General features: G+C 62.8%; 23 protein-coding genes, 1 pseudogene and 1 riboswitch. Of the genes and pseudogenes, 12 read left to right on the top strand and 12 right to left on the bottom strand.

Translation table 11 applies throughout. From position 1 onward, the window contains the following. The first annotated feature begins 100 nt into the window (after positions 1–100). Positions 101–2,392, top strand: a complete 2,292-nt coding sequence (locus M8Q45_RS14325) for a fatty acid cis/trans isomerase (protein ID WP_249875295.1) — start codon at positions 101–103, stop codon at positions 2,390–2,392. A 116-nt stretch (positions 2,393–2,508) separates the two neighbouring features. Further along, positions 2,509–3,093, top strand: coding sequence for a Fe-S biogenesis protein NfuA (gene nfuA, locus M8Q45_RS14320; RefSeq protein ID WP_003182850.1), 585 nt, complete (start codon positions 2,509–2,511; stop codon positions 3,091–3,093). Positions 3,094–3,883: 790 nt separating this feature from the next. On the opposite strand, the gene cobM is transcribed toward nfuA, so the two are convergent. From cobM to M8Q45_RS14300, 4 genes are all read right to left on the bottom strand, one after another. Then, a complete protein-coding gene (cobM, locus tag M8Q45_RS14315; RefSeq protein ID WP_249875294.1) occupies positions 3,884–4,630 on the bottom strand; it encodes a precorrin-4 C(11)-methyltransferase in 747 nt (248 codons plus the stop codon). A gap of 67 nt (positions 4,631–4,697) precedes the next feature. Further along, positions 4,698–5,102, bottom strand: coding sequence for a cobalamin biosynthesis protein (locus M8Q45_RS14310; protein ID WP_249875293.1), 405 nt, complete (start codon positions 5,100–5,102; stop codon positions 4,698–4,700). Continuing rightward, positions 5,099–5,794 (bottom strand): CbtA family protein, encoded by a 696-nt coding sequence (locus M8Q45_RS14305; protein ID WP_249875292.1) that lies wholly within the window; start codon positions 5,792–5,794, stop codon positions 5,099–5,101. Before M8Q45_RS14305 ends, M8Q45_RS14310 begins: the two co-directional genes overlap by 4 nt. Positions 5,795–5,805: 11 nt before the next feature. Continuing rightward, positions 5,806–5,994 (bottom strand): CbtB domain-containing protein, encoded by a 189-nt coding sequence (locus M8Q45_RS14300; RefSeq protein WP_181290684.1) that lies wholly within the window; start codon positions 5,992–5,994, stop codon positions 5,806–5,808. Positions 5,995–6,092: 98 nt separating this feature from the next. Next, positions 6,093–6,313, bottom strand: a riboswitch (cobalamin riboswitch). A gap of 164 nt (positions 6,314–6,477) precedes the next feature. Between M8Q45_RS14300 and M8Q45_RS28630 the strand changes: the two are divergent. From M8Q45_RS28630 to M8Q45_RS14280, 5 genes and pseudogenes are all read left to right on the top strand, one after another. Further along, positions 6,478–7,248 (top strand): annotated as a pseudogene (locus tag M8Q45_RS28630) (MCP four helix bundle domain-containing protein); the annotation flags it as partial. After that, positions 7,240–8,103, top strand: a complete 864-nt coding sequence (locus tag M8Q45_RS28625; protein ID WP_502940565.1) for a methyl-accepting chemotaxis protein — start codon at positions 7,240–7,242, stop codon at positions 8,101–8,103. The pseudogene M8Q45_RS28630 and the gene M8Q45_RS28625, both read left to right, overlap by 9 nt. A 40-nt stretch (positions 8,104–8,143) precedes the next feature. Beyond that, positions 8,144–9,325 (top strand): pyridoxal phosphate-dependent aminotransferase, encoded by a 1,182-nt coding sequence (locus M8Q45_RS14290; protein WP_249875290.1) that lies wholly within the window; start codon positions 8,144–8,146, stop codon positions 9,323–9,325. A gap of 146 nt (positions 9,326–9,471) precedes the next feature. Then, positions 9,472–10,173 (top strand): response regulator, encoded by a 702-nt coding sequence (locus tag M8Q45_RS14285; RefSeq protein WP_249875289.1) that lies wholly within the window; start codon positions 9,472–9,474, stop codon positions 10,171–10,173. 3 nt (positions 10,174–10,176) lie between these two features. After that, positions 10,177–11,478, top strand: coding sequence for an ATP-binding protein (locus M8Q45_RS14280; RefSeq protein WP_249875288.1), 1,302 nt, complete (start codon positions 10,177–10,179; stop codon positions 11,476–11,478). Between the two features lie 157 nt (positions 11,479–11,635). Here M8Q45_RS14280 and M8Q45_RS14275 read toward each other — a convergent pair whose 3' ends face one another. Next, the gene (locus tag M8Q45_RS14275) at positions 11,636–12,277 is read right to left on the bottom strand and encodes a DUF1345 domain-containing protein (RefSeq protein WP_249875287.1); all 642 of its coding nucleotides are present in this window, start codon (positions 12,275–12,277) and stop codon (positions 11,636–11,638) included. A 38-nt stretch (positions 12,278–12,315) separates the two neighbouring features. Further along, the gene (pncA, locus tag M8Q45_RS14270) at positions 12,316–12,960 is read right to left on the bottom strand and encodes a bifunctional nicotinamidase/pyrazinamidase (RefSeq protein WP_249875286.1); all 645 of its coding nucleotides are present in this window, start codon (positions 12,958–12,960) and stop codon (positions 12,316–12,318) included. Positions 12,961–13,292: 332 nt separating this feature from the next. Between pncA and M8Q45_RS14265 the strand changes: the two genes are divergently transcribed. Beyond that, positions 13,293–15,371, top strand: a complete 2,079-nt coding sequence (locus M8Q45_RS14265; protein ID WP_249875285.1) for a putative bifunctional diguanylate cyclase/phosphodiesterase — start codon at positions 13,293–13,295, stop codon at positions 15,369–15,371. A gap of 9 nt (positions 15,372–15,380) precedes the next feature. On the opposite strand, the gene M8Q45_RS14260 is transcribed toward M8Q45_RS14265, so the two are convergent. Further along, complete coding sequence (locus M8Q45_RS14260; protein ID WP_249875284.1) at positions 15,381–16,481, bottom strand: DNA alkylation repair protein; 1,101 nt, start codon at positions 16,479–16,481, stop codon at positions 15,381–15,383. A 296-nt stretch (positions 16,482–16,777) separates the two neighbouring features. On the opposite strand from M8Q45_RS14260, the gene M8Q45_RS14255 reads away from it, so the two are divergent. After that, entirely contained in the window at positions 16,778–17,086 is a 309-nt protein-coding gene (locus M8Q45_RS14255) for an RcnB family protein (protein WP_249875283.1), read from the top strand. Here the strand turns inward: M8Q45_RS14255 and M8Q45_RS14250 are convergent. Continuing rightward, complete coding sequence (locus tag M8Q45_RS14250) at positions 17,083–17,406, bottom strand: protealysin inhibitor emfourin (protein ID WP_030141227.1); 324 nt, start codon at positions 17,404–17,406, stop codon at positions 17,083–17,085. The genes M8Q45_RS14255 and M8Q45_RS14250 overlap by 4 nt on opposite strands. After that, a complete protein-coding gene (locus tag M8Q45_RS14245; protein WP_249875282.1) occupies positions 17,403–18,467 on the bottom strand; it encodes a M4 family metallopeptidase in 1,065 nt (354 codons plus the stop codon). Before M8Q45_RS14245 ends, M8Q45_RS14250 begins: the two co-directional genes overlap by 4 nt. A gap of 140 nt (positions 18,468–18,607) precedes the next feature. Between M8Q45_RS14245 and M8Q45_RS14240 the strand changes: the two genes are divergently transcribed. Continuing rightward, positions 18,608–18,949, top strand: a complete 342-nt coding sequence (locus M8Q45_RS14240; protein WP_249875281.1) for an FKBP-type peptidyl-prolyl cis-trans isomerase — start codon at positions 18,608–18,610, stop codon at positions 18,947–18,949. Between the two features lie 15 nt (positions 18,950–18,964). Here M8Q45_RS14240 and M8Q45_RS14235 read toward each other — a convergent pair whose 3' ends face one another. Beyond that, a complete protein-coding gene (locus M8Q45_RS14235) occupies positions 18,965–20,083 on the bottom strand; it encodes a cytochrome P450 (RefSeq protein ID WP_249875280.1) in 1,119 nt (372 codons plus the stop codon). An 81-nt stretch (positions 20,084–20,164) separates the two neighbouring features. Here M8Q45_RS14235 and M8Q45_RS14230 point away from each other — a divergent pair, with 81 nt between their 5' ends. Further along, positions 20,165–20,920: an ArsR/SmtB family transcription factor gene (locus M8Q45_RS14230; RefSeq protein ID WP_249875279.1), complete on the top strand. Its 756-nt coding sequence runs from the start codon at positions 20,165–20,167 to the stop codon at positions 20,918–20,920. 209 nt (positions 20,921–21,129) lie between these two features. Here M8Q45_RS14230 and M8Q45_RS14225 read toward each other — a convergent pair whose 3' ends face one another. Beyond that, a complete protein-coding gene (locus tag M8Q45_RS14225; protein WP_249875278.1) occupies positions 21,130–21,924 on the bottom strand; it encodes an AraC family transcriptional regulator in 795 nt (264 codons plus the stop codon). Positions 21,925–22,035: 111 nt separating this feature from the next. Here M8Q45_RS14225 and M8Q45_RS14220 point away from each other — a divergent pair, with 111 nt between their 5' ends. After that, on the top strand, positions 22,036–22,965 hold the full coding sequence (locus M8Q45_RS14220) for a DMT family transporter (protein ID WP_249875277.1): 930 nt from the start codon (positions 22,036–22,038) through the stop codon (positions 22,963–22,965). 240 nt (positions 22,966–23,205) lie between these two features. On the opposite strand, the gene M8Q45_RS14215 is transcribed toward M8Q45_RS14220, so the two are convergent. Beyond that, positions 23,206–24,225, bottom strand: a complete 1,020-nt coding sequence (locus tag M8Q45_RS14215) for a branched-chain amino acid aminotransferase (RefSeq protein WP_030141234.1) — start codon at positions 24,223–24,225, stop codon at positions 23,206–23,208. Between the last annotated feature and the right edge of the window lie 215 nt (positions 24,226–24,440).

Here is a 24,440-nt window from a genome sequence, read left to right as displayed (position 1 = left end):
AGGATTTGAGCATGGTGGGCTTTTGCATGAATATCGCTCATGTTTGCAAGGGGATGCTGGCCCGGTAGAATCGCCGGATTATCTCTTAGGGACCCGAGACATGCCGTACCGCGTCTTATTCGGCAGTCTGTTGCTGCTGTTTTCTTTTACCGCAGCCGCCGGGAATCCCACTCCGGCAATTTCCTATACCCGCGACATCCAGCCGATCTTCACGGAGAAGTGCGTGGCCTGCCATGCCTGCTACGACTCCGCCTGCCAGTTGAACCTTGGCAGTGGCGAGGGCGCGCTTCGGGGGGCGAGCAAAGTGCCGGTCTACGACGGCGAGCGCCGCCAGGCCGCCGACCCGACCCGCTTGTTCTATGACGCCTCCGGCCAGCGAGCCTGGCAGCGCAAGGGCTTTTATTCGGTGATCGATGCCCAGGGCAGCCAGGCCGCATTGATGGCTCGCATGCTGGAGCTCGGACACCGCACGCCCTTGCAGCCCAACGCCAAATTGCCGGAAGACATCGTGCTGGGCTTGAGTCGCGACAACAGTTGCCCGATGCCGGAGCAATTCAACGAATATGCGGCCACTCACCCCAAGGAAGGCATGCCCCTGGCAGTCACTGGCCTGACTGACCCGCAGTACCAGACGCTCCAGCGCTGGCTGGCCGCGGGCGCGCCTATTGACCAGCAGGCCTTGGCGCCAAGCGCTGCCGAAGCCTTGCAAGTGGTGCAATGGGAAAACCTGCTCAATGCGCCCGGCGCACGGGAAAGCCTGGTGGGGCGTTGGCTGTTCGAGCACTGGTTCCTGGCGCATGTCTATTTCAAGGGCGGCGAACCAGGGCATTTTTTCCAATGGGTGCGTTCGCGCACGCCCACTGGCCAGCCGATCGACCTGATCAACACCCGCCGTCCCAACGACGACCCCGGCACCCGCATTTATTACCGGCTCTGGCCGGTGCAAGGGGTGATCGTTCATAAGACCCACATTACCTACGGCTTGAGCGCGGCGAAAATGGCGCGAATCAAGAGCCTGTTCTACAGCGGCAACTGGCAGGTCAGCGCATTGCCGGGTTATGGACCGGAGCGCCGGGCGAATCCGTTTTTCACGTTCGAAGCGATCCCGGCCCAGGCCCGCTACCAGTTCATGCTCGATAACGCCGAGTACTTTGTGCGTACCTTTATCCGCGGTCCCGTGTGCCGTGGCCAGATCGCCACGGACGTGATTCGCGACAACTTCTGGGCGCTGTTCCAGGCCCCCGAGCATGACCTCTACATCACCGATCCGAACTATCGCGGCCAGGCCACGCCGCTGCTGGCGATGCCGGGGCAGAACGATGACGTAGGCAGCGTCGTCAGCCTGTGGCTCGACTATCGGGACAAGCGCAACGAATACGAAGCCCTGCGTCGCGACAGTTACGCGCAGCTGCCGGCGCCGAGCTGGTCGACGCTGTGGGCCGGTAATGACAACGCGCTGTTAAGTATCTTCCGGCATTTCGACAGTGCCTCGGTCACCAAAGGGTTGATCGGGGAGGTGCCGCAGACGATGTGGCTGTTTGACTTCCCGCTGCTGGAGCGTACCTATTATCAGTTGGCGGTGAATTTCGATGTATTCGGCAACGTCTCCCACCAGGCCCAGACCCGGCTGTACTTCGACCTGATCCGCAACGGCGCGGAGCAGAACTTCCTGCGCCTGATGCCGGCCGATTCCCGTGAGGCCTACCTCGACGACTGGTACCAGGCCGGCGGCAAATTCAAGATGTGGCTCGACTACGAGGCCATCGACGATGACAAGTCGACGGCGCTCAAGCTCGACGAGGACGATCCGAAAGCTGACTTCGCCCAGCAGTTGCTGGCCCGCTATGGCGAGCTGAATGCCCGTCCCGATCCCATCAACCGCTGCGAAGGCGCCTACTGTTCGCGGCCGAATATCGACCCGGCGCTGCAAAACGCCGAGCAGGCCCTCAGCCGCCTGGTGTCGCGCCCGGCGGCGGGGCTGAAGGTGATCGATCAGTTGCCGGAAGCGACGATGCTGCGTATCGAAACGGCTGGCGGTCGCCGTGAGGTCTATAGCCTGCTGCGCAACCGCGCCCACAGCAACGTGGCGTTCCTGCTGGGCGAAGAAAGCCGTTACCAGCCGGGCCTGGACACGCTGACGGTCTACCCGGGCGTGCTCAGCAGCTACCCCAATTTCATCTTCAACATACCCGCCGGGCAGGTGCCGGCGTTCGTCGATGCCATGGAAAGCGCGCCGGATGCGGCGGCGTTCGAGCGGATTGTCGAGCGCTGGGGGATTCGGCGCAGTCACCCGCAGTTCTGGCAGTATTTCCACGACCTGAGCCGATACATTCAAGAGACCGACCCCATGGAAGCGGGCGTGCTGGACATGAATCGCTACCAGAATCTGTGAGCGAAGCGCTCGGCGATGCACCCTTGCATCGCCGGGTCCTTTCCTGACAAAAATACTGGGACTTTGTCCGGCGCGATGATTGGCGTAAACTGCCGGCAAGCCTGCGAGGAGTTTCCATGACCGCCATTACCATTACCGATGCCGCCCACGATTACCTGGCTGACCTGCTGTCCAAGCAGAACACCCCAGGTATCGGGATCCGCATCTTCATCACCCAGCCCGGCACCCAGTATGCTGAAACCTGCATTGCCTACTGCAAGCCGGGAGAAGAAAAACCCGAAGACACCGCGCTGGGGCTCAAGAGCTTCACCGCGTACATCGACTCGTTCAGCGAAGCTTTCCTGGACGATGCGGTGGTCGACTACGCCACCGACCGCATGGGCGGCCAGCTGACCATCAAGGCGCCGAACGCGAAAGTGCCGATGGTCAACGCCGACAGTCCGGTCAACGAGCGCATCAACTATTACCTGCAAACCGAAATCAACCCGGGGCTGGCCAGCCACGGCGGCCAGGTGTCGCTGATCGACGTGGTGGAAGATGGCATCGCCGTGCTCCAGTTCGGCGGCGGCTGCCAGGGCTGCGGCCAGGCCGACGTGACCTTGAAGGAAGGCATCGAGCGCACGTTGCTCGAGCGCATCCCGGAACTCAAGGGCGTGCGCGACGTGACCGACCACACGCAGAAAGAAAACGCCTACTACTGATAGGTGTTCGCTGCGCGCAAAACACTGTGGCGAGGGAGCTTGCTCCCGCTCGATTGCGTAGCAATCGCAAGGCAACCCCGCGTTCTCCGTGATGGACGCGTGAGTCGCCGGGGGACCGCTTCGCGGTCCAGCGGGAGCAAGCTCCCTCGCCACAAAAGCTTCTGCGATCAGTTCGTGTCCTGTGGGCTCCGGGCAGTGATCGCGATTCCCGTCGGCACCGCTAATCAATGTGGGCAGTGATCGCGATTCCCGTTGGCACCGCTAATCAATGTGGGAGCGGGTTTACCCGCGAAGGGGCCGGCCCATCCAGCATCATCGCTGGCTGACCCACCGCTTTCGCGAGCAAGCTCGCTCCCACAAGGGATCCGGGCAGTGATCGCGATTCCCGTTGGCACCGCTAATCAATGTGGGAGCGAGCCTGCTCGCGAAGGGGCCAACTCATCCAGCACCATCACCGGCTGACCCACCGCTTTCGCGAGCAAGCTCGCTCCCACAAGGGATCCGGGCAGTGATCGCGATTCCCGTTGGCACCGCTAATCAATGTGGGAGCGGGTTTACCCGCGAAGGGGCCGGCCCATCCAGCATCATCGCTGGCTGACCCACCGCTTTCGCGAGCAGGCTCGCTCCCACAAGGGCTCCGGGCAGTGATCGCGATTCCCGTTGGCACCGCTAATCAATGTGGGAGCGGGTTTACCCGCGAAGGGGCCGGCCCATCCAGCATCATCGCTGGCTGACCCACCGCTTTCGCGAGCAAGCTCGCTCCCACAAGGGATCCGGGGCTGCCGCCAGGTCAAGGTCTGTAGAGATGCGCATGCCCGGCGCGGTACAGCGATGATTCGCTGAACACATCATTGCCCAGCACGCGTCCCACCAGGATCAATGCCGTACGCCTGAAGCCCTTGGCCTGTACCTTCCCGGCGATGTCCTCCAGCGTCCCCACCACCCAATCCTGATCCGGCCACGTCGCCCGGTGAATCACCGCAATCGGACAATCCGCGCCGTAGTGGGGCAGGAGCTCGTCTACTATCTTTTCCAGATGGTTGACCCCCAAGTGAATCGACAGGGTCGCCCCGTGTTGTGCCAGGCTGACCAGCTCTTCCCCTGTGGGCATTGCGGTTTTGTCCGCGTAACGGGTCAGGATCACGCTCTGCGACACGTCCGGCAAGGTCAACTCGGCACCCAGCAGGGCGGCGCAGGCTGAGGTGGCGGTTACGCCGGGGATGATTTCGAAAGGAATGTCCAGCTCCCGCAGGCAGCGGATCTGCTCGCCGATGGCGCCATAAAGGCTCGGATCGCCGGAGTGCACCCGCGCCACGTCCTGGCCTTTGAGGTGGGCAGTCTTGATCAGATCAACAATCTGCTCCAGATGCAGCTCGGCACTGTTGATCACTTGTTCGGCGCAGTGGCCGTCCAGCACGGCTGCCGGCACCAGGGAGCCCGCGTAGATGATCACGGCGCAACTGCGAATCAGCCGCTGGCCCTTGACGGTGATCAGTTCCGGGTCGCCGGGACCGGCGCCGATGAAGAAGACGGTCATGACCGGTTTCCTGTTGAGTGGGGGGTGCATGAGCAGCGCTCATGATTCCAGCGGCGATTATCAAGCGTTACGAGGTAACCGCCAATGCTAGCGTGGCTTGTGCAGCCTTCTGGCGGGTAACCAGCAAGCTCGCGGGGGAGGTGCCCAATCGGTCGGCCAGGGCCAGGGCGGCGCTTTCGGCGATGCCGTGGCAGCCCGTACGCTCAAAGGCGATTTCGGACAGATGGCTGAGCCGTGTTTGATAGCCAGCCAGTTCCCCGGCACTGAAGCACGTCAGCGGTAACGACAATTGCCCGGCCAGTTCCAACAGCCCGGGTTCGTCACGCTTGAGATCGATGCTGGCCAATGCCCGCACGTGATCGAGCGCAATGCCATGGGCCTGCAAGGTCTGGTCAAGCAATGCCCGCAACGCACTGGCCGGGCAACCGCGCTGGCAGCCGAGGCCGACCACCAGGATCGGCCCGTTGCTCATGCGTCGTGGTGGGCCTGGGCGCCACGGCGAAACAGCCAGGCGCTGATCAGGCCCAAGGCGAGCCAGAATGCAACGTTGGTCAATTGCGAGGCGAGTTTGAATTCAGTTTCCAGCGCCTCGGGGGCCAGCATGGAATGCACGTCCGGCTGCGGTGCGCCGATGACATGGGGAATCAGCAAGGTCGCAAGGCCCAACACTTTCAACAGCCAATGCCGACCGAAGACCATCAGCGCGATGCCCACCGCCGTGGACGCTGCCGTGCCGATCCACCACATCTGCCGCTGGGCCAGATCCGCCGCTGCCGTGCCGGGCAATTCCGGTGGCAGGCCGAGGGTCGGTGCCAGGACGAAGGTGGCGTAGCCGGCCAGGCCCCAAAGCAATCCCTGGGATGTACGGGTCGGCGTGCGCAAGGTGTACAGGCCCGCCAGCATCAGCGCGAAACCCACCGCGACGACAAGGTTGCCGCCCGTCGTGGACAGCACGCGCTGCCAGCCGTCTTCCGGCTCCCAGGCTTCGGCGTCATGGGTATGTGCAGCCCCTGCGGCATGTTCATGGACCTCGGTCGCCGGCGCCTTCTCGAAGGTTTCCGCCTGGAGGATCAGCGGCGATACCCAGAGACTTTGCAGCAGGGTCAACAGCAGGGCGGCCAGGAGCCCGCTGAAACCAGCGGTTTGCGCGATACGCTTGATCATGTCGGCAGCACTCAGTGGCACGGGAACGCGGCGCTATGACGTGTGTCATGGGCTGCGTTGTGCACCGCTTCGATGTGGGAGAAACCGGCGAAATAGACCAGGCCCGCGCCGAGGATCGAGGCGAGGACCGCCGCGCCCAGTCGCTGGCTCAGGGTGACGGTGGTGCTGGTGGTGCGGGCGGTGCTGCTGATGGTCGACATGGCGCTTCCCTCTGGTCTGTCAGCGGGCGGATCGAGCGCAATGAAAACCCAGGCGAAGGCTCGCCGGGATTCGAACAGCGCCCGCCCACCGCGGGTTTGTTGAAAATGAGTCATGGGCCGGTCTCCGGGCTCACGAGGGACAGGGCCTGAGCCGTGCCTGAAAGCGTCACCTTCCCATGCGCATGCACAGTGGATTCGACGCTTCGCTCGCTTACCGTTGCGGGGGCAGCACCGGACTGACGTGGCCTTGAAGTAAAGCACACGATTCACCGGTTTCCCGTTTCACCCTGTGAAGGGCACCCAAACTGGCGCACAGGAGACCATGGGCGAGGGCGGGGCGTCAATTGAACACGCCGGGAATATATTTCATCGTCGTCCTGCAAAAAGCCTCAAGCCCAGCCGATAACGGGGTAGGCGTACACACAATTATCCCAATCGATACGCTGGCGGCATGGACGCTCGACCCACCACCGAGGTCTTCCCATGTCCCTACGTAGCTTGAACATCGCCCCCCGAGCCTTTCTCGGCTTTGCCGTCATTGCGCTATTGGTCGTTGTGCTCGGCGTGTTCGCCGCCAATCGCATGTCCGTCATTCGCCAGGCTTCGTTGGACATGGAGCAGACCCAGGTCCCCAGCGTTGGCTATCTCGCCAATGTGATGGAAAACGTACTGCGCATGCGTATCCTCTCGTTTCGCATATTGGTGAACCGTGACCCGGCCAGCCTGAAAGAGGCCGAGGTTCGCATTGGCGTGCTGGTGGAAAAGCTGCACAAGGCCAACAACAGCTATGCGGCGTTGCCGGCTACTGCGGAAGAAACCGAACTGTACAAAACCTTTTCCGCAACGCTTGAAAAATACCTACAGGCCCAGCAGGAAATGCTGGAGCTGTCGCGTCAGGACAAAATCGATCAACTGCGTACCCACATCAATACACGGATCAAGGAAGGCACCGACCTGATGGGTGAGCAACTCAACAAGCTCATCGCGATCAACGTAACCGGCGCCGGCGAAGCATCGGCCAAGGCCGGCGAGCACTACGACAGCGCAATCACAGGCATCATCATCGTCTCGGTCATCGCCGCGCTCGCCACCGTGGTACTGGCCCTTTTGCTGACTCGCAGCATCGTCACCCCCCTGAACCGGGCCCTCGAAGCGGCCCGGACCATCGCCGGAGGCAATCTGGTCACAGTTATCGACGACGATGGCAAGGACGAACCCGCCCGGTTGCTCCAGGCGCTCGCAGCGATGCAGGGCAGCCTGCGCCAGACCATCGAGCAGATCGCCGGCTCCGCCACCCAGCTGGGCGCCGCCGCCGAAGAGCTGAGCGCCGTCACCCAGGAATCTTCCCGGGGATTGCAACAACAGCACAATGAAATCGAGCAGGCGGCCACCGCCGTCAATGAGATGACCGCCGCCGTCGAAGAAGTCGCCCGCAACGCCGTGTCGACTTCCGAGGCGTCGAACCAGTCGACCCAGGCCGCCCATGAGGGCCGTACACGGGTGGTGGAAACCGTCGACGCGATCCAGACCATGACCCACGATGTGCAAGCCACCGCCTCGATGATCGAGGGCTTGGCAGTCCAGGGCCGCGACATTGGCAAGGTGCTGGACGTGATCCGCGCCATCGCCGAACAGACCAACCTGCTGGCCCTCAACGCGGCCATCGAAGCCGCCCGCGCCGGGGAGGCCGGACGCGGTTTCGCGGTGGTGGCCGACGAAGTCCGGGCCTTGGCCCATCGCACCGCACAATCGACCCAGGAAATCGAAAAAATGGTCGCGGGCATCCAGAACGGCACCGGCCAAGCCGTGCAGTCTATGCAGCAAAGCAACCAGCGCACCCAGAGCACCCTGGAACTGGCCCGGGCCGCTGGCGTGGCGCTGGAGCAAATCACTCAGTCAATCCACCAGATCAACGAGCGCAACCTGGTCATTGCCAGCGCCTCCGAAGAACAGGCCCAAGTCTCTCGCGAAGTGGATCGCAACCTGATGAACATCCGCGACCTGGCGACCCAGTCCGCCAGCGGCGCGCAACAGACCAGCGACGCCACCCATGAACTGTCGCGCCTGGCGGTGGGGTTGAATGCGGCGGTGGCGCGTTTTGTGATTTGAGATAGGGTTGAGGCTGGACACCGCGCTCACAGGAGATTCCATGCGCTTTTCAGCCTTGACCCAACGCATCGCCGGTGACGGCGCCGCCGCCTGGGAAATCCATGACCGGGCGCTGGCCATGCGCGAGGAGGGCAGGGAAATCCTCTTGCTCTCGGTGGGCGATCCGGATTTCGACACGCCGCCCGCCATCGTCGAGGCCGCTGTCGCCAGCTTGCGGGCCGGCGATACCCACTACTCGGATACGCGAGGCTTGCACTCGTTGCGCGCCAGCATCGCCCGGCGGCATCAACAGCGCTGCGGCCAGCCGGTGGGCGCCGGGCACGTCACGGTGCTGCCCGGTGCGCAATGTGCCGTCTATGCGGTCGCGCAATGCCTGCTCGATCCCGGCGACGAAGTGATCGTCGCCGAGCCGATGTACGTCACCTACGAAGCGGTCTTCGGCGCCTGCGGAGCGAAAGTCGTGCCGGTGCCGGTGAGTCCCGAAAACGGCTTCCGCGTCCAGTCGAACGACGTCGCCCGGCTGATCACCCCACGCACCCGCGCCATGCTCCTCAACAGCCCGAACAACCCCTCCGGCGCCAGCCTGCCGTTGTCCACTTGGCAGGCCTTGGCGCATCTGTGCATCGAGCATGACCTGTGGTTGATCAGCGACGAGGTCTACAGCGACCTGCTCTACGAAGGCGAGCACATCAGCCCGGCCGGCCTGCCGGGAATGGCCGAGCGCACCGTGACCCTCAACAGTTTGTCCAAGTCCCACGCCATGACCGGCTGGCGAATCGGCTGGGCGATCGGCCCCGAACCCTTGGCCCAGCACTTGGCGAACCTGTCGCTGTGCATGCTGTTCGGCTTGCCGGACTTCGTCCAGCGCGCCGCCCAGGTTGCCCTTGAACGAGATCTGCCGGAAGTGGCGCAGATGCGCGAGGAGTATCGCCAACGCCGGGACTTGGTCTGTGCGCTGCTGGAGGGTTGCCCATGCCTCAAGCCTGTGCGGCCCGATGGTGGCATGTTTGTGATGGTTGACGTACGCGAGACGGGTCTGGGTGCCCAGGCGTTTGCCGAACGGCTGCTCGACGGGTATGGCGTGTCGGTACTGGCGGGGGAGGCGTTTGGACAGAGTGCGGCGGGGCATATTCGGATCGGGCTGGTGGTGGGACGGGGGGAGCTGGCGCAGGCGTGTCAACGGATTGTCCTATGTGCAACACGATCATTGCGAGATGCCTGAGGCTTCCGTGGTTTGTAGGTGTGGTGAAAAATCTGAAAAACATGTCGCTCGCGATAGGTAGGCGGTGTGTGAAATTGTGTAAGGGTTTTGCTCATGGCCGGGTGAGGGCGTATATCCTTGGCGGCTTGAGATTTCCGGACCCACCCATGCCCAACATCCTCCTCGTCGAAGACGACGCCGCCCTTTGCGAACTGATCGCCAGCTACCTGGAGCGCAACGGCTATCAAGTCAGCGTGCTCAACCGCGGCGATCACGTGCGTGAACGGGCGCGGGCCAATCCGCCGGACCTGGTGATTCTCGACCTGATGCTGCCCGGGCTGGACGGCTTGCAGGTCTGCCGCCTGCTGCGGGCCGATTCGGCGACCCTGCCGATCCTGATGCTTACGGCGCGCGATGACAGCCATGATCAGGTCCTGGGCCTGGAGATGGGCGCCGATGACTACGTCACCAAGCCCTGCGAGCCTCGGGTATTGTTGGCCCGGGTCCGTACCTTGCTGCGGCGCAGCAGCTTGACCGAGCCGCAGACCGTCAATGACCGCATTGTCATGGGCAACCTGTGCATCGATCTGTCCGAGCGCACGGTGACCTGGCGCGGCGAAGGGGTGGAATTGTCCAGCGGCGAGTACAACCTGTTGGTGGTGCTGGCCCGTCATTCTGGCGAGGTTTTGAGCCGCGACCAGATCCTGCAGCGCCTACGGGGTATCGAGTTCAACGGCACCGATCGCTCGGTGGACGTGGCCATTTCCAAGTTGCGGCGCAAGTTCGACGACAACGCCGGCGAAGCGCGCAAGATCAAGACCGTGTGGGGCAAGGGCTATCTGTTCAGCCGTTCCGAGTGGGAATGCTGACCGATGTGGAAGCTGCTGATTCGCCTCTATCTCGTCACCATCGTCTCCTACAGCGCGGCGATCTACCTGATGCCGGAACTGGTGATCCGTCTGTTCCATGAGCGTTTCCAGGCGTACAACCTCGACTATTCCCGTGGCCTGCAGACCTTGATCGTCAAGCAGTTCCGCGCCGTCCCCCGCGAGCAATGGCCGGCGCTGGCGGCGCAGATGGACAAGGAATTCGAGCCGTTGCGCATCGAGCTGGCGGCCACCGAGGACGCTGGTTTCACCATGACCGAGCAAGCGCGCCTCAAGCGCGGTGACAATGTGGTGCGCATCGGCGATTGGGGCTGGCGAACCCTGGCGGCGGCGCCTTTGGACGAGCGCACGGCGGTGAAGATGGTGGTTCCGCCGGATCCGGCGGACGTCAGCTGGCTGTACTGGAGCATCAATGTGCTGATCGGCGCGACGATGCTGGCCTGCCTGCTGCTCTGGCTGCGGCCGCACTGGCGGGATCTGGAGCGGCTCAAGCGCACGGCCGAGCGTTTCGGCAAGGGGCATTTAAGTGAGCGTACCAAGATCGCGCCGCGTTCCAACATCGGCAGCCTGGCCCATGTGTTCGACACCATGGCCGGCGACATCGAAAACCTGCTGAACCAGCAGCGGGACTTGCTCAACGCCGTGTCACATGAACTGCGCACGCCGTTGACCCGGCTCGATTTTGGCCTTGCCCTGGCGTTGTCGGAGGAAATGCCGGCGGCCAGTCGCGAGCGCTTGCAGGGGTTGGTGGCCCACATACGCGAGTTGGATGAGCTGGTGCTGGAGTTGCTGTCCTACAGTCGTCTGCAAAATCCCGAGCGTTTGCCGGAGCGGGTCGAAGTGCCGCTGGATGAGTTCATCGACAGCATCCTTGGCAGCCTCGACGAAGACCTGGCCGCGCCGGAGGTGGTGATCGACGTGCTGCTGCACGGGGCGCTGGAGCGTTTTGTGCTGGACCCGCGCCTGACCGCCCGCGCGTTGCAGAACCTGCTGCGCAATGCCATGCGTTATTGCGATAAGCGCATCCAGGTTGGGGTGCTGGTCAGCGAGCAAGGCTGCGAAATCTGGGTCGACGACGACGGCATCGGTATTCCCGACAGCGAGCGCGAGCGTGTCTTCGAACCGTTCTACCGCCTGGACCGCAGCCGCGACCGCGCCACCGGCGGCTTCGGCCTCGGCCTGGCAATCAGCCGCCGCGCGCTGCAAGCCCAGGGCGGCACGCTGACCGTCGAGGCCTCGCCGCTGGGCGGGGCACGCTTCAGGTTGTGGCTGCCAACACCCTCCTGATGTAGGTCATATCGGGGCCGAGCCACCTGTAGGAGCTGACGAGTGCAACGAGGCTGCGATCTTGCCCCGGGCAATTGAGTCGCAAGCGAAAGATCAAGGGCAAAAGATCGTCCGAACGCGGCCCGAGCCTTCGGCAGCTCCTACGGGGGAGTGACCATTACCCAAACAACCCCGCCGCAATATTGATCGAAAACCCCAATATCGCCGTGTTGAACACGAACCCGATCAACGACTGCGCCAAGACAATCTTGCGCAACTGCCGCGTGGCAACGCCCACGTCCGAGGTCTGCACGGCCACGCCGATGGTGAAAGAGAAGTACAGGAAATCCCAATAATTGGGTGTGGTCAGCCCTTCGGCAAAACGCAGGGCCGGTTCCTTGCCGCTCCAGGTGTAATACAACCGGGCGTAGTGGACGCTGAAAATGACCCCGATCAGCAGCCATGAGCCGATCACGGTCAATGCAGTGACGCCGTAGTGCAGCAGTTTGCCAGCGGTTGCAAGGTCGCGGCTGCCGGCCAGTTCAAAAGTGATGGTCGCCAGGCTCGCCAGCGCCGCGATGCAGACCATCAGCAAAACCAATCCGGCGTTCTCGTCCTCCATCTCGGCGATACGCTTCACGTCCGGCGCCTTGGCCCGCACCGTCAGCCAGAACATCAGCAGCAGATACGTCCAGACACCGGTGTTCCAGCCGATCAGTATCTTGCCGACGATCGAGTCCGCCGGAACCGACAGGCCCGCTGCCAGGCCGATGACCGTGGCGAGGGAGAGTCGCGGATGAGTGCGGGTGAGGCGGGGCATGGGGGCTCACTGTGGCGTGGAAAGGCTCGGAGTATGAATCATCCGCTGGTTATGTCACTGGATTGAATCAGCCGTACGCCGGCCTCCTGCATGCGCCGTATTGCCGTCTCCATCGAACCGTCGATATCGATGCCCCGGCAGGCGTCGAGCACGACGATTGCGTTGAAGCCGGCCATTCGTGCATCCAGCGCCGAATACATCACGCAGAAGTCCAGGGCCAGCCCGACCATGTACACCGTATCGATGCCGCGCTCCTTGAGGTAGCCAGTCAGGCCGGTCGGGGTCTGGCGGTCGGCTTCCATGAAGGCCGAGTAGCTGTCGATGGCCGGGTTGCAGCCCTTGCGGATGATCAATTGGGCATGAGGCAAGTCAAGGTCAGGGTGGAGGGCTGCGCCCTGGGTATCCTGGACGCAGTGTTCGGGCCAGAGCTTTTGTTCGCCGTAAGGCAACTGGATAAGGTCGAAAGGTTGTTTGCCTTCGTGGCTGGAGGCGAACGAGGCATGCCCGGCGGGGTGCCAGTCCTGGGCGCAAACAACGTTCAGGAACGAGCGGCCGAGTCGGTTGACCAGTGGCACGATTTCGTCGCCGCCCGGCACCGCCAGTTGGCCGCCGGGGATGAAGTCGTTCTGGATGTCGATCACGACTAAAACGGTGGTTGTGGCCTTGGTATCCATAGGGGTCATGCCGGCTGCTCCTGATAATGATCTGTGGAGATTAGCCGAACCTGCGCGGGCTCAGGTTCTTCTTTGTCGTGGGCACCGCATCGCGAGCAAGCTCGCTCCCACATGGGCTCGGCCGAACCTCAGGTTTTCATACGTCCGTAGCCTCCTGTGGGAGCGAGCTTGCTCGCGATAGCGCCCTGTCAGTCGCCTGCCCCAGTGTCTTTCGTCGCAAACTTTCCAAGGATGATGGCTTTTTGATGTGCGGTTCGTGCACTCTCGTACCGATTGTGTACAATCGCCGCCTTTCAACCGGGCATGGATGCAGTACGGCCTTCAGGTCACGAGAAAAATCCATGCTCATCGGCAGTTATTCCCCCGCCCTTGTTTCGATTTCTTTATTTGTTGCGATCCTCGCTTCGTTTACCGCCCTGGACCTGACCGGGCGTATTGCCACGGCCCAGGGCCGCGCCAAGCATTTCTGGATGGCCGGTGGTGCGCTGGCGATGGGCGTGGGCATCTGGTCGATGCATTTCATCGGCATGCTCGCGTTCACCTTGCCGGTGGAGCTTGGCTACGATGTGGCGATCACCGCGCTGTCGCTGTTGATTGCGATTCTGTCCAGCGGCTTTGCCTTGTGGCTGGTCAGCCAACCTCAACTACGGGCCTGGCAACTGGCGTTCGGCGCGTTGGTGATGGGCACTGGCATCAGTGCCATGCATTACACCGGCATGGCTGCGTTGCGGATGCAGCCGGGTATCGATTATGACCCGACGTTGTTCGGGGCTTCGTTGCTGATTGCTGTCGTGGCCTGTGCGGCGGCGCTGTGGATTGCTTTTCGCCTGCGTCGGAACACCCCCCATGTTCGGCTGGCTCGCGCTGGCGCCGCGGTGGTGATGGGCGCTGCCATCGTCGGCATGCACTACACCGGCATGGCTGCGGCGCAGTTCAGCGAGGGCAGTTTCTGCGGTTCCCTCGATGGCTTGAGCGGCAAGGGGCTCGACAATCTGGTGCTGATCACCACCCTGGCGGTGCTGGCGATTGCCTTGTTGACTTCCATCCTCGACGCCCGCCTGGAAGCCCGCACGGCGGAGCTGGCCAAGTCGCTGACCCAGGCCAATCGTGAGCTGACCCAACTGGCTTTGCATGATCCCCTGACTGGCTTGCCCAACCGCGTATTGCTGGCGGATCGCATCGGCCAGGCCATGCACCGGGTACAGGAGCAGGGCGGTTGTTTCGCCTTGATGTTCATCGACCTCGATGGCTTCAAACCGGTGAACGACGCCTTTGGCCACCATATGGGCGACCTGCTGCTGCGGGACGTGGCCCTGCGCTTGCGTGAAGATTTGCGCAACCAAGACACCCTCGCGCGTATTGGCGGCGATGAATTCGTCCTGCTGGTGCAGTTGGCTGATCCGGACGATGCCTTGCGCCTGGCGGCACGTCAGGTCGGGCTGATCGGCCGTACGTTCCGGGTCGCTGATCATGACTTGCAGATTTCCGCCAGCGTGGGCATCGCGCTATACCCCGGCAACGGCCAGAGCGCCGATGAATTGTTGATGAACGCCGACGCGGCGATGTACCACGCCAAGGGCGCCGGCAAGAACGGCTACAGTTTTTTCGACGCCTCGATGAACAGCAACGCCCGCAAGCAATTGCAACTGCTGCAAGACTTGCGCATCGCCGTTGAACAGCGGCAATTCAGCCTGCATTACCAGCCCAAGTTCGACGCCGCCAACGGCCGTCCGGTGGGCGCCGAAGCACTGCTGCGCTGGACTCATCCGACCCAGGGCCTGCTGATGCCAGACACCTTTATCGACCTGGCGGAGAAAACCGGGTTGATCATCCCCATCGGCGAATGGGTGCTCAACGAAGCCTGCCGGCAGATGCGCGAATGGTACGTACTGGGCTACACCGACTGGCGCATCGCAGTGAATCTCTCGGCATTGCAGTTCTGCCATGCAGGCCTGGTGCAGAGCGTCGCCAAGGCGCTGGAGACGCACCACCTGCCGGCAAACAGCCTGACCCTGGAAATCACCGAGACCACCGCCATGAGCGACGCGGACGCGAGCATGACGGTGTTGCAGCAGTTGTCGGACATGGGCGTGGACTTGTCCATCGACGACTTCGGCACCGGCTATTCGAGCCTGATGTACCTCAAGCGCCTGCCGGCCAACGAACTGAAGATCGATCGCGGTTTCGTGCGTGACCTGGAGCACGACAGCGACGACGCGGCCATCGTCTCGGCCATCGTCGCGCTTGGCCAGGCCCTGGGCCTGCGGATCGTCGCCGAAGGGGTGGAGACCGATGTGCAGCAGGACTTCCTGACCCAGTTGGGCTGCGACTCACTGCAAGGTTATCTGCTGGGGCATCCGCAGCCGGCCGAGCACTTCCTTCAGAACATCCGCCAATTCCCGCGCGTGGCAATCGCCTGAGGCGACTGCTCAGGAAACGATGTCAAATGCGGTGCTGCCCAGCCGCTCGCCATTGATCAACACATGCACCGCGTGCCGGCCCTCATAGTGCCGGCGCGTGGTCAGCTCGCGAATGTGCTGGGAGCGGCTGAGGTTGGCGGACGCCAGGGCGGGCAGGTCGAAGGTCTTGAGCTTGAACACCTTGGCCGACGTGCTCCCGGATGCCTTCACGTAGTCGATGGCGTAATCGATCACCAGGCGCTGGTTCTCGGGACACGTCGATTGCACTTTGAACGACAGCGTGACCTGCTCCCCCAGGCGAATCACAGCCGGCAGCACTTGCAGATCCGAGACCTCGACCTGCGCCTTGCCACCCGCTCCGATCACCGCCAGCGCCCGAGGATTGCCTTGCTTGATCAGGCTGCGCAGGGCATGCCGGGCGATCCAGGCGGTGTGGCGCTGCTGGAGCGGCCAGCCTTCGATCCGGTCGAGGACCCATTCGGGATGCTGCTTGGTCACGTCGTTCAGGTGGTTGGCGACGGATTTGCGCACGTACAGGCTGTCGTCGGCCTTGAGCGCATCGAGGATCGCGCCGGCGAGTTCCGGGTTGGCCTGGATCGGCTCCAGGTGGAACGACCAGGGCAGGCGTGGGCGGCTGCCTTCGCTGGCGAGGCGGCGGACATGCTCGTTGGTGTCCAGTGCCCAGTCGTGCATGACCTCGAGGGTACGCGCCAGGTCATCGCGGAGGAAATGCCGTACGGCGAATTCTGCTGAGCCGAATCGGGTGAAGTATCTGAGGGCGTCCATGGAGGACTCGAACGCATGTCGACCGTACGACGCCACGTAGTGCGGCAGGAACATGCTGACGAACATGCTGTTCAGCCGGGGCGCCAGGGCACGCAGGACTTCCAGCGATGCCTCGTAATCCAGCGGCAGGACCGCATGCAGGCACTCGCTGACCCGCGCCATGCGCTGCATCACCGACAACTGCGCCAGTCCGTCATTGGCCATGTCCAGGAACGCCTTGGCATCGAAGGCCGGGTACACCGCGCGCATCTCGGCGGCAATGTGTTCGAGGCGGGCGCTGTTGAAGATTTCCTTGAGGGCAGGGGCAGAGGTGGTGGTGCTCATGTTGGGTCCGTCCGGCGGGTGTTGGGCCAAGGCTCGCCACTATGCCATGCCAGACCCGTGGCGAGGGAGCTTGCTCCCGCTCGGCTCTGTAGGAGCTGGCGAAGCCTCGGGCCGAGTTCGGACGATCTTTTGACCTTTCGCTCGAAACTCAAGTGTCTTGAGAAAGATCGCAGCCTCGCTTCGCTCGGCAGCTCCTACGGGGCCAGTGGGAGTGATGACACGGACCTATGGAAAGGGAATGATTCGCCGCCGCTGAAGTCCCAGACTCAGTACGTTGAATTAATTGGAGCTCTTCTATGCGCAAACCCACCCTCATCGCCAGCCTGGTCCTGATCGCCGGTCTCGGAGCCTTTGGGCCTGTCGCCCAAGCCGTCGAGAAGACCGGCGACGCCCTGGAGCATTCGCCGAGCAATGGCCGCCGGTTGGTGGAAAATGACCGGGTACCGGCGGACTACCAGCGGGCGGACAGGGCCATGAAGGACTGGAAGCAGAAAAAACTCGAACAGCCGACAAACGAGCAGCAATGGGTGCAGATCGACGATAAATACCTGCTGATCGAAACCGTGTCCGGCGCCATCGTCAAGATTGTCCCTGCGACACGCTAAAGCACTTCGCCTTTATCCCACAGATGAACCAAGTCGCCAGGTGCCCGGTCCTCGGGCACCTGTAGCACCATCTCGTCGTCCTGGTCGTTGGACCGGTAACGCACCTCGATCTGGAAATAACGCTGGTCGCCCCGGCCGGGCGTGGAGGAGGTGAGTGGCAGGCATCCCTCCAGCACCGAGCAGATGCGTGTGCGCTGGTCGAGGTCGCACTGGGCGAATTCGATTTCCCGGGGCCGGGTCAAGGCGTGGATGGCTGCCACGCCGCCCTGGCGTGACAGTTTAACGACTGCTTTGTCATCAAGGTCTGGAAGGGTTTTCATCCGTTCTCCTCGTTCAGGTCGACGCCCACCTGCGTCCAGCCGTCCTGCACCGCCTTGACTTCCCGGGCGCCGAAGCGTTGGCGGGCGTGCTCGACGGTCAGGCGGGCGAACGCACTGAAGGACGCGTCGTTGGCCAGTTGCCTGTCGCACAAGGTGTCATACCAGATTCGTCCGGCCTTTTCCCAGGCGAATCCGCCGAGTGCGGTTGCCACCAGATAAAAGGCCCGGTTGGGAATGCCGGAGTTGATGTGCACACCGCCGTTATCTTCCCGGGTGATGACGAACTGGCGCATGTGCGCCGGCTGGGGATCCTTGCCCAGCAACGGGTCATCGTAGGCCGTGCCCGGGTTGGACATGCTGCGCAAACCGTCACCGTTGATCTTGTCGGTGAGCAAATCGGCGCCGATCAGCCAGTCGGCCTGCTCGACGGTCTGTCCCAATACGAATTGCTTGACCAGCACGCCGAACACATCGGAAATCGACTCGTTCAACGCGCCGGACTGGTTGGCGTAGATCAAGCCGGCTTCGCTCTCGGTGACGCCGTGGGCCAACTCGTGGGCCACCACGTCCAGGGAGCGGGTGAAGCGCTGGAAGATTTCGCCATCGCCGTCGCCAAAAACCATCTGGGCCCCATTCCAGAAGGCGTTCTCGTAGCCTTGGCCGTAATGCACGCTGCCGACCAGGGCAAAGCCTTTGTTGTCGATGGAGTCACGCTCCAGCACTCGCCAGAAAAAATCATAGGTGGCGCCGAGGGCGTCGTACGCTTCGTCCACCGCCGGGTCACCGCTGGCCGTCTGGCCTTCCAGGCGTACTGGTTGGCCCGGCAGCTCCATGGTGTTTTGTGCGTCATGCACGCTGCGTTGGGGATGGCCAGCCTTGCCGGGCTTGGGCAATTGGGCGGCTACGGGTGGATGGGTGGGTGGGCCAGGGTTGTGGCGCAGGTTGTTTACGTGGGTCAGGGTGCCGAGGGCGCTGGAGCGCTGCTGCTCGGAGCCATGGGCGATGATGCGGTTGAGGATATAAGGCGGAATGAAGCCGTGGAGCGGGCGAGAGTCGATCATCAGAAAATCCTTATCTGAAATGCAGGGTCGATACCCATGTGAACCGAAGTGACCGTTGCGGTTCCCCTTTACCGCAAAAGGTTGCCTGTCGGGCAGATTTCTGCGAAAACCCCGCGCCTGGATCACACGGGAAAGAAGCCATGATTGAAGCGCTGCAAATCATCGACCTGGAAGAGGGCGACGGCAAAAGCGTAGTCAAAGGCGCGCTGATTACCACCCAATACCGCGGCACCCTCGAAGACGGCACGGAGTTCGATTCATCCTACAGCCGCGGCAAGCCGTTCCAATGCGTGATCGGCACGGGCCGCGTCATCAAGGGCTGGGACCTCGGGCTCATGGGCATGAAGGTCGGCGGCAAGCGCAAGCTGTGGGTGCCGGCGCACCTGGCCTATGGCGAACGATCCATGGGCGCCCACATCAAGCCCAACGCCGACCTCATCTTTGAAATCGAATTGCTGGAAGTCCTGACGCGGGACGATTGATGGCGTTTTTATTGATTACCGATCGCTGAACAGCGGGATGCGTCCATTGGCGGAGGGGCGGTAGCGCCAGGTCAACCGATCCAGGCCCGGGTGGCGTTCCAGAATTGCATCTAACGTCGCCTGGGCGATGGTCATCGCCAAGGCCTGGCCTGGGCATTCGTGGCGGCCACTGCCAAAGCTGAAGCTGCGCCGATTCGGCCGAACCAGCAGCAGGGCGTCCGGTTGCGGATTGAGCTGCGGGTCACGGTTGGCCGAGGCCAGCAGCACCAGGACCACGTCGCCCTGCTTCAGTGCAGTGCCGAGGATTTCGCAAGGGGCGGCGATGAAGCGCCGGGTGTTCTGCACCGCCGGGTCGAAACGTTGGACTTCAGCCAATAACAGGCTGGTTTGCGTGGGATCATCCCGGAGCTCGCGTTGTAGCGCGGGATCACGGATCAACGCCAACAACGCGTTGCCGATCAGGCCGGCCGTGGCTTCATAGGTTTGCGAAAGCAAGCCGATCAGGTTAGCGATCCGACTGTCCGCATCGCCCTCTTCGAAGCCTCGGCAGATGCCGTTCAACAACTGGCTGTCTTGCGCAACGATCCGCTCCTGGAAAAGCTTCGCCAGTTGCTCGCTGGCCCGATGCGCAGCCTCCAGTTGCGGGGCTTGGCTCAGGGGCGACAGGCAGGCGACGAAATCCCCCGTGAGTTCGCTGATCAGGTGGCTGTCCGTCGGATTGAAACCCAGCAGTTGCGCCACCACGCTGACCGGGCCGATGAACTGCGCCTGATGCACGCCTTCGGCACCCTGCCTGAGCAAGCGCGCCTTGACCAACGCCTCGACCTGGTGGGGATCGATGTCTTGCAACCCCGGCGCAATCGCCGCCCTCGGGCAGCGTTGTCGTTCACCTTCGTTCATCCGCATCAGGTGCCCGAAAACATGGCCCGCTGGCCCCCCGGCAATCGCCTGCGGCACCGGTTCGTGGGCGGGGCGCACATGGCAGTCGGGGTGATGCAAGACGGCGCACACCGCTTCGGCGCTGCTGGCAACCCAGAGGTTCAAGCGCGGGTCGAAGTGCAACCCGCCGCTGTCGCGAAGGGTCGCGTAGCAGGGGTAGGGATCGGCGTGTGTCGCGGCGGTGATCGGGTCCATGATGGGCTGCCTCGTTCGTGCGGGAGAAGTGCTGCTACTATCTCCAGTCGACGCATGGCTTGATTCGTCCGGGAGCGAAGTATGAACGCAGAGCAACATGATGTTGGCGTGTCCCAGGTGGCCGCGGCGATTGCCGAACCGGCCCGGACCCGGATGCTCTGCGCGCTGATGGACGGCCACGCCCGCACCAGCACGGAGTTGGCGAGCATCGCTGACGTCAGTGCCTCCACCGCCAGTGCCCACCTCGCGAAGCTCAAGGAACTGGCCCTGGTGCGCTTGCATGTGCAGGGCCGTCATCGTTACTACAGCCTCGCCGATAAACGCGTGGCCGAAGCCCTCGAAGCATTGATGGTGATCGGCCAGAACGCCGCGCCGACGTTCACCTCGCGCACGCCGGATCGCCTGCAGTTTGCGCGCACTTGCTACGACCACATGGCCGGTACCCTGGCAGTGCGGCTCCATGACCGCTTGCTCGAAGCCGGGTGGCTGCTCGATGTAGAAGGGCAGGGTTATCGGCTGAGTGAACCGGGTGAGACGCTGTTTGCAGACTTGGGCATTGATGTGCAGGCATTGGCGGCCCAACGTCGACGGTTCGCCTGCCCCTGCCTGGACTGGAGCATGCGCCGGCCGCACCTGGGGGGTGCCTTGGGGGCGGCGTTGCTGCAAGTGGCGATCAAGCGCAAATGGGTGGTCCAGGATTTGGACAGCCGGGCGCTGGGGGTGACGGCCAGTGGTCGCAGGGAGATGGCATCGCGGTTTGGGATCAATGCCGAAATCGACGTCAAACCCACTGGCGCTATCGCGAGCAAGCTCGCTCACACAGTGGGCCTGCGCTGAACACAAGACCCATGACCACCCAAGATCCCTGTGGGAGCGAGCCTGCTCGCGAAGGGGCCTTCACATCCAACCCCCATGCAAGCTGACCCACCGCTTTCGCGAGCAGGCTCGCTCCCCCAATGGGGCCTGCGTTGATCACGAGATTCATGAATATCACGACCTCCTGTGGGAGCGAGCTTGCTCGCGATGACGATTCCAGCATCGCCACATCATCCAGCCATGTGCCTGCGCCGATATTCATCCGGCGTGGTGCCCATCATTTTGCGGAACATGCTGATGAACGCCGAGGCGCTGCTGTAGCCCAGGTCCAGGCCGATGGTTTCCACGCTCTGGCCACGTTCGAGCAGGGCCAGGGCCTCGATGACTTTCAGACGCTGGCGCCATTCCACCAGGGACATGCCCAGGTCCCGCTGGGCCCGGCGCATCAGTGTGCGCTCGGTGGTATTGGCGGCGCGGGCCAGTTGCGGCAACGAGCGCGGGTCGCTGGGATTGGCCTCCAGGGCTCGCAACACCGGGCCCAGCAGCGGGTCATCCGAAGAGGGCAGGTAGCTGCCGACGTGGGGCGCCCGGGCCAGCTTGTCCACCAGCACCTGCAACAAACGCTGCTGTTCGGCTGTCTGTGGCTGGCTTGGCGGGTCGCTGCGCAGTTCTTCCAGCAGCGCGCGGATCAGCGGGCTCAAGGTCAGCGCGCAAGGTTCGGCCGGCAACGCGCCGCACAGTTCGGCCGCGAGGTACAACGAACAATGACAGGCTTCATGCCGATTGAACCCAACATGCTCCATGTCGGGCGGCAGCCAGATGCCGTACTGCGGTGGCGCCAGGTAATGATGCTGGGCGATCTCGATTTCCATCACGCCGCTGTAGGAATAGACGAACTCTCCCCAGGCATGCCGGTGCCGGGGATAAGTGGCGTGGGCCGGCATGCAGGCGCTGCGGAAGAAAATCGGCGAGGGCAGGGCCGCGTCGAATGGAGGAATCTTCAGGTGTTGGGCTGGAGGCTGCATATCGACCGCAATGGCGGATTACCGGGATGGCTTGTCGGGTAATCACTATATCCAGCAAAGGTGTCAGGCAGACAATCCTTTCATCTCTTTTCTGCCCCGAGGACTTTTTTCATGACCACCCGCCGCGCCCTGGATGGCCAGGTCATTGCCCTGATGACGGGACTCTGTGCCATCTGGGGGTTCCAGCAAGTCGCGATCAAGGCCGGTGCCGTCGACATGGCGCCGATGCTGCAACTGGGTGTGCGCTCGGCCATCGCCGCGGTACTGGTCTGGCTGTTGGTGCTGGTGCGCGGTGAACGCGTGTCCCTGGCTGATGGCAGTTGGCGCCCCGGCCTGTTGGTGGGGTTGTTGTTTGCCATGGAGTTCGTGATGGTAGGCGAAGGCCTGCGCCATACGACGGCATCGCACATGGTGATTTTCCTCTACACCGCACCCATGTTCGCCGCCCTCGGCTTGCACTGGAAACTGCCGAGCGAGCGTCTCAAGCCGGCGCAATGGCTGGGCATCGCGGTTGCCTTCGGTGGGATCGTGGTGGCCTTCAGTGGCGGTTCGGGCGCGGCGAATGGCAGCTCGTTGCTCGGCGATGGCATGGCCTTGCTGGCCGGCGCGCTGTGGGGCGCAACCACGGTGACGGTACGCTGCTCGCGGCTATCGAATCTGCCGGCCAGCCAGACGCTGCTTTATCAATTGGTGGGTGCCGGGGTGCTGTTGATCGCAATGTCGGCAGCGCTGGGGCAGACGACGATCAACCCCACGCCGCAACTCATTGCCAGCATGGCGTTCCAGGTATTGCTGGTGTCTTTCGCCAGCTTCCTGATCTGGTTCTCCCTGCTGCGCCGCTACCTGGCGTCGCAATTGGGCGTGCTGTCGTTCATGACGCCGCTGTTCGGCATCGGATTTGGCGTCTGGTTGCTGGATGAACCGTTGGAGCCGAACTTTATCGTTGGCGCGGCTTTGGTATTGAGTGGGATCTTGCTGGTCAGCGGTTATGGATGGTTTCGCCAGCGTTGGGGGCGATGGCCGGTCTTGCGGCGAGAATAGAAATGGGGACAGATCCATTGTGGCGAGGGAGCTTGCTCCCGCTGGGGTCTGTAGGAGCTGGCGAAGCCTCGGGCCGCCGGACGATCTTTTGATCTTTTGATCTTTCGCTTGAGACTCAAGTGTCTCGGGAAAGATCGCAGCCTCGCTTCGCTCGACAGCTCCTACACAGCTCCTACACAGCTCCTCCAGAGCGCCTACAGGATCAGCGGGAGCAAGCTCCCTCGCCACAAAAGCGTTGGATCAAACCTTGACGATCCAACCGGCCGGCGCTTCCACGTCGCCGGTCTGCACGCCGGTCAGCTCTTTGTAGAGCTTCTGGGTGATCGGGCCGACTTCGGTTTCGCTGTGGAACACATGCAGCTTGTCCTTGTAGCTGATGCCGCCAATCGGGGTGATCACCGCAGCGGTACCGCAGGCGCCGGCTTCCTTGAAATCCGACAGCTTGTCGATGAACACGTCGCCTTCGATCACTTCCAGGCCCAGGCGCGATTTCGCCAGTTCGATCAGCGACAGGCGGGTGATGCCCGGCAGGACCGAAGGGGAGTTGGGGGTGATGAATTTGTCGTCGTGGGTGATGCCGAAGAAGTTGGCCGAGCCGACTTCCTCGATTTTCGAATGGGTCAGCGGATCCAGGTAGATACAGTCGGCGAAGCTGGCCTTCTTGGCCTGGGAACCGGGCATCAGGCTGGCGGCGTAGTTGCCACCGACCTTGGCCGCGCCGGTGCCTTGCGGGGCGGCACGGTCGAAGCTGGAGATCAGGAAATTGTGCGGGGTCAGGCCACCCTTGAAGTACGCGCCGACCGGAATGCAGAAGATCGAGAAGATGAACTCGGGTGCGGTGCGCACGCCGATGTTGTCACCCACGCCGATCACGAACGGACGCAGGTACAGCGCGCCGCCGGTGCCATACGGCGGGATGAAGCGTTCGTTGGCGCGGACCACTTGCTTGCAGGCTTCGACGAACTGCTCGGTATCGACGTGCGGCATCAGCAGGCGGGCGCAGCTGCGCTGCATGCGGGCGGCATTCTGGTCCGGGCGGAACAGGTTGATCGAACCGTCCTTGCAGCGATAGGCCTTCAGCCCTTCGAAGCATTGCTGACCGTAGTGCAGGGCGGTGGAGCCCTCGCTGATGTGCAGCACGTTGTCTTCGGTCAGGGTGCCCGCGTCCCAGGCGCCATCGCGCCAGTGCGACAGGTAGCGCTTGTCGGTCTTGATGTAGTCAAAGCCCAGTTTGTCCCAATTGATGCTCTCGTTACCCATGACACCCTCTATTTCCTGACAACCGTCGAAACGGTTCAAGGCTTCTGACGTTTTGAATGGGGACAACAATACTTCATTCCGGGGGTGTTTCGCAGCCTGCGCGATAAGGGGCAGACAGATAAATGATGGTTTCTTGAGAATCGCGAGCAAGCTCGCTCCCACAGGTGACCTCGGTCGGTCATGCGAACGCAATCCACAGGTGACCTCGGTCGGTC

The sequence above is a fragment of the Pseudomonas sp. T1.Ur genome, assembly GCF_023516725.1.
GTDB classification, from domain to species: Bacteria; Pseudomonadota; Gammaproteobacteria; order Pseudomonadales; family Pseudomonadaceae; genus Aquipseudomonas; species Aquipseudomonas alvandae.
This window is presented reverse-complemented; position numbering and strand designations above follow the sequence as displayed.

Excerpts from the sequence above, each read along its gene's own strand:
- M8Q45_RS14325 (WP_249875295.1), top strand. The coding sequence starts at position 101 with ATGCCGTACCGCGTCTTATTCGGCAGTCTGTTGCTGCTGTTTTCTTTT.
- nfuA (WP_003182850.1), top strand. The coding sequence starts at position 2,509 with ATGACCGCCATTACCATTACCGATGCCGCCCACGATTACCTGGCTGAC.
- cobM (WP_249875294.1), bottom strand. The coding sequence starts at position 4,630 with ATGACCGTCTTCTTCATCGGCGCCGGTCCCGGCGACCCGGAACTGATC.
- M8Q45_RS14310 (WP_249875293.1), bottom strand. The coding sequence starts at position 5,102 with ATGAGCAACGGGCCGATCCTGGTGGTCGGCCTCGGCTGCCAGCGCGGT.
- M8Q45_RS14305 (WP_249875292.1), bottom strand. The coding sequence starts at position 5,794 with ATGATCAAGCGTATCGCGCAAACCGCTGGTTTCAGCGGGCTCCTGGCC.
- M8Q45_RS14300 (WP_181290684.1), bottom strand. The coding sequence starts at position 5,994 with ATGTCGACCATCAGCAGCACCGCCCGCACCACCAGCACCACCGTCACC.
- M8Q45_RS28625 (WP_502940565.1), top strand. The coding sequence starts at position 7,240 with ATGCAGGGCAGCCTGCGCCAGACCATCGAGCAGATCGCCGGCTCCGCC.
- M8Q45_RS14290 (WP_249875290.1), top strand. The coding sequence starts at position 8,144 with ATGCGCTTTTCAGCCTTGACCCAACGCATCGCCGGTGACGGCGCCGCC.
- M8Q45_RS14285 (WP_249875289.1), top strand. The coding sequence starts at position 9,472 with ATGCCCAACATCCTCCTCGTCGAAGACGACGCCGCCCTTTGCGAACTG.
- M8Q45_RS14280 (WP_249875288.1), top strand. The coding sequence starts at position 10,177 with ATGTGGAAGCTGCTGATTCGCCTCTATCTCGTCACCATCGTCTCCTAC.
- M8Q45_RS14275 (WP_249875287.1), bottom strand. The coding sequence starts at position 12,277 with ATGCCCCGCCTCACCCGCACTCATCCGCGACTCTCCCTCGCCACGGTC.
- pncA (WP_249875286.1), bottom strand. The coding sequence starts at position 12,960 with ATGACCCCTATGGATACCAAGGCCACAACCACCGTTTTAGTCGTGATC.
- M8Q45_RS14265 (WP_249875285.1), top strand. The coding sequence starts at position 13,293 with ATGCTCATCGGCAGTTATTCCCCCGCCCTTGTTTCGATTTCTTTATTT.
- M8Q45_RS14260 (WP_249875284.1), bottom strand. The coding sequence starts at position 16,481 with ATGAGCACCACCACCTCTGCCCCTGCCCTCAAGGAAATCTTCAACAGC.
- M8Q45_RS14255 (WP_249875283.1), top strand. The coding sequence starts at position 16,778 with ATGCGCAAACCCACCCTCATCGCCAGCCTGGTCCTGATCGCCGGTCTC.
- M8Q45_RS14250 (WP_030141227.1), bottom strand. The coding sequence starts at position 17,406 with ATGAAAACCCTTCCAGACCTTGATGACAAAGCAGTCGTTAAACTGTCA.
- M8Q45_RS14245 (WP_249875282.1), bottom strand. The coding sequence starts at position 18,467 with ATGATCGACTCTCGCCCGCTCCACGGCTTCATTCCGCCTTATATCCTC.
- M8Q45_RS14240 (WP_249875281.1), top strand. The coding sequence starts at position 18,608 with ATGATTGAAGCGCTGCAAATCATCGACCTGGAAGAGGGCGACGGCAAA.
- M8Q45_RS14235 (WP_249875280.1), bottom strand. The coding sequence starts at position 20,083 with ATGGACCCGATCACCGCCGCGACACACGCCGATCCCTACCCCTGCTAC.
- M8Q45_RS14230 (WP_249875279.1), top strand. The coding sequence starts at position 20,165 with ATGAACGCAGAGCAACATGATGTTGGCGTGTCCCAGGTGGCCGCGGCG.
- M8Q45_RS14225 (WP_249875278.1), bottom strand. The coding sequence starts at position 21,924 with ATGCAGCCTCCAGCCCAACACCTGAAGATTCCTCCATTCGACGCGGCC.
- M8Q45_RS14220 (WP_249875277.1), top strand. The coding sequence starts at position 22,036 with ATGACCACCCGCCGCGCCCTGGATGGCCAGGTCATTGCCCTGATGACG.
- M8Q45_RS14215 (WP_030141234.1), bottom strand. The coding sequence starts at position 24,225 with ATGGGTAACGAGAGCATCAATTGGGACAAACTGGGCTTTGACTACATC.